This is a genomic window from Wolbachia endosymbiont of Cardiocondyla obscurior, from assembly GCF_902713635.1.
Taxonomy (GTDB): Bacteria; Pseudomonadota; Alphaproteobacteria; order Rickettsiales; family Anaplasmataceae; genus Wolbachia; species Wolbachia pipientis.
The window spans coordinates 1-3,777 of record NZ_CACTIU010000088.1 but is presented as its reverse complement, the minus strand read 5'-3'; the positions used below and the strand labels follow the sequence as shown (position 1 = coordinate 3,777).

The 3,777-nt window shown below is 36.1% G+C and carries 2 protein-coding genes; both read right to left on the bottom strand.

Annotation, left to right across the window (positions count from 1 at the left end):
- Nucleotides 1–169: 169 nt before the first annotated feature.
- Complete coding sequence (gene lepA / locus WOCAOBSORBRA_RS05710; RefSeq protein WP_174516125.1) at nt 170–1,966, bottom strand: translation elongation factor 4; 1,797 nt, start codon at nt 1,964–1,966, stop codon at nt 170–172.
- A gap of 75 nt (nt 1,967–2,041) precedes the next feature.
- A complete protein-coding gene (locus WOCAOBSORBRA_RS05705) occupies nt 2,042–3,445 on the bottom strand; it encodes a malonyl-CoA decarboxylase (protein WP_174516124.1) in 1,404 nt (467 codons plus the stop codon).
- Between the last annotated feature and the right edge of the window lie 332 nt (nt 3,446–3,777).

The window sequence follows — 3,777 nt, the reverse complement described above, 5'->3', positions numbered from 1 at the left end:
AAATTAAACATGAGACGCCAGATACGTGAGTTTTTTTGTCATTTAATCTGTACAGAGAAGATAAATAAATAGCTTCACTTTCATGATAAGGGGGCTGGCAGAGTTTGTCAAGTAAGTTTTTTCGTTTCTAACGGTTGTTGCCAAAAACTATACAAGAAGTCTTTTAAGATCAATCACTTATCTTCAAGGCTTGAATAAAAGCATTCTGTGGAATATTTACGTTCCCTATAGAATGTAACCTTTTTTTACCCTTCTTTTGCTTTTCAAGTAGTTTCATTCTTCGCGTTACATCTCCACCATAGAGTTTAGCTGTTACATCTTTTCTGTATGGGTTAATCGTTTCTCTGGCAATAATTTTTCCGCCCACTGCCGCTTGAATCGCGATTTTATATTGCTGACGTGGTATTAGATCCTTCAAGCGTGCGCATATTTCACGCCCTCTTTTTTCTGCCCTACTTTTGTGAACGATACAAGCCAGTGCATCTACGGGCTCTCCATTAATTAAAAAGCTTAATTTATCTATTTGGCTTACCAGATAGCTGGAAATTTCCCAATCCAAACTTGCATATCCTTTGGAAATTGATTTTAATCGATCATAAAAGTCAAAAACAACTTCAGACAGTGGTAATTTATATCTTAACAATGCTGTTGTTGTGTTACCAATGTAAGATAAATCCTCCTGTTCTCCCCTCCTTTCTTCACATAGAGATAGAATCTCTCCCAAGTATTGGTCAGGGACCATTATGGTTGCGGTAATCCATGGTTCTTCCACAATTTCAATTTTCGTTGGATCTGGCATATCACTTGGGTTATGAATATTCAAAACTTCACCACTTCGTGTTGTAACCCTATATATAACACTCGGTGCAGTTGCTGTTAGGTCTAAATCAAATTCTCTCTCGAGCCTTTCTTGAATAACTTCAAGATGCAACATTCCCAAAAAACCACAACGAAATCCATAGCCTAGTGCATTTGAAGTTTCAGCTTCGAAGGTAAAACTTGCATCATTTAAATGTAACTTTTCTAGAGCTTCTCTTAGATATTTAAAATCATCCGTTTTATGAGGAAAAATGCTACAAAATACCACAGGATGCACTTCTTTAAATCCAGGAAGTGCTTCACTACAAGGTCTCTTTTCCTCAGTGATAGTGTCTCCTACCTTGCAGTCTGCTACTTCCTTCATTGAAGCAGTTATAAAACCAACTTCACCCGCTGAAAGCTCACTCGTCATAACTTTTTTAGGGGTGAAAATACCAATATTGTCCACTTGATATGTAGCATTATTAGACATCATAACAATTCTCATGCCTTTTTTTAGCACTCCATTTTTAACTCGCACTAAAATTACTACTCCTAAGTAAGTGTCATACCAACTATCAACCAAAATTGCTTGCAATGGAGCATTTACATCACCTTGAGGAGCTGGAAGTTTTGCTACTATTGCTTCCAGTACATCTTTTATTCCAAGTCCAGTTTTTGCTGATATTAAAACTGACTCACTTGCGTCAATGCCAATTACTTCCTCAACCTGGAGTTTTACCTTTTCTGGATCTGCAGCAGGAAGATCAACTTTATTGAGCACAACTATTATTTCATGGTTGTTGTCAATAGCTTTATATACATTTGCAAGGGTTTGTGCTTCAACGCCCTGGCTACTATCTACCACTAAAAGTGAACCTTCACATGCGGCTAAGCTTCGGCTTACCTCGTAAGAAAAGTCAACGTGACCTGGGGTGTCCATGAGATTTAGGCAATATTGATTACCGTCATTTGCCGTATAATTGAGTTTTACTGTCTGTGCCTTAATTGTAATCCCACGTTCGCGTTCTATATCCATTGAATCGAGTATTTGATTGATCATTTCTCTTGCTTCAAGGCCGTTACATTCCTCTATTAAACGGTCAGCAAGCGTTGACTTACCGTGGTCTATATGCGCTATTATTGCAAAATTTCTTATGTTGTTCATTTATGGCTATTTTATTTAAGTAGAACCATTTTACATTTTAAGTGTTGTGAGGGCAATCCTTTATTAAGAGACTATTTACTCCTTCAACATAGACGACACTTTTTTCGAGCAGGAAATCACTTTATTAATCATATAATTCTCATGATTATTATCTATTTTAGGCAACTCATACAGATAATTTACCATCATTCCAGCTGACTGACTAATACCCTTTTCAGAAGTATCCGCCATCCAGTTTAATTGTTTTATTGATGCGCCATTGCTTAAATGAAAATGCGCCACCGGGTCATAAGTATTTCCATTACTATTATTCACTTTTAGTAAATAATATGCACATAGTTTAAGCATGTATTGTTTAGTTTCATTTGTACATTCAACATTAGTTTTTAATTGCTCTGCACTTTCTAAAATTTCTGCACTAGATTGTTTTATATTTAGTTTGCCCAATAAAGTGACATCTTGGTTTAGATTGTTTTTTAGCCATTTCGTAAAGCCAGGTATTGGAGAAAGAGTTGCATATGTTTTTATACTTTTAAACTCCTGTGATAGCTTTTCTACAACCCTTTTGATCAAAAAATTACCAAGGCTGATTCCAGATAACCCTGCTTGAGTGTTTGATATTGAATAGAATATAGCAGTGCTTGCATTACTCGGATCATTTGAAGGTACTGACTCATCTAAAAGGTGTTGAATGCTATCTGCAATCTTATCCACCAATGCAACCTCTACAAAAATTAGAGGTTCGTTTGGTATCTTGTAATGAAAAAAAGCAAAACAGAGACGATCAGAATCTAGTCTGTTTTTTAGGTCGCCCCAAGAGGAAATTTTATGCACAGCCTCATATTTTATAAGTTTTTCTAACAATGATGCAGGTGAATCCCAGGTGATTTGACGAAGATCAAGTAGATCAACATCAACCCAAGTATAGAGTATATTTTTTAATTCGCTTTCTAGTGGATTCAAGCTTCTATATTGGTTCTTTAGCTTAAGCACATCAGAACGCATATCAACAATAAACTTAAGGCCTTCTGGTAAAGAAATAAATTGCTTTAATATTTTAGAACGCGGTGATTCAAGAATTTTTATTAAATCCTGTTCAAATTTATAGTTTAACTCGGGATCTTGGTTTTTCTTATACTCTCTAATTTTCTCATCTATTTCCGCTTTATTCGGATTAAATTTTTCTGCCAGGGTTTGTAGAAATTTTATTTTACCTTTCTCTGATAAGCTTAAGTACAAGTTACCAAGAGATACAGCGTTTTTACGTGCTGAAACCTCCCCTCCCTTTGGATTTAAGCACTCGTTCATCTTCAAGACTAAACTATCGATATCGCGACTGTTGCTTAAATCAGGACTGATGTTACCAATCCACGATCTTACAGCATCTGCCACTCCACCTAGTATTTTAAAAAAGCTTCTTACCGCCTTTTTGTCTTCAACTTTCACTATATCAGTTTTTACCAATGATTCTTTTGTCATAGATTCCCTTTATTATACATAGCTAATGCAAGTCAGGGTCATACCGCTGCGATATCTCTAGATCCCGCTAACAAGTAGCGGGATGACGAATTTGTCGTTTGTCAAATCGTCGGTAAACCCAAGTTATTTTAGCTACATATAGCTTAAGTTAAAGGAAAATTTTAGCTACATAGCAGGCACTATTACTGAATTATTAATAATTCAGTAATACAATAGACTTCTTGCACTACCTCCCAAGCCACAACTGTCATTCAGTAGAAACGAAAAAACTTGCTTGACAAACTCCGCCAGCCCCCTTATCATGAAACTGAAGCTATTGTATTTGCTTTCGC

Coding starts and splice junctions, on each gene's coding strand:
- lepA (WP_174516125.1), bottom strand. CDS start 1,966: ATGAACAACATAAGAAATTTTGCAATAATAGCGCATATAGACCACGGT.
- WOCAOBSORBRA_RS05705 (WP_174516124.1), bottom strand. CDS start 3,445: ATGACAAAAGAATCATTGGTAAAAACTGATATAGTGAAAGTTGAAGAC.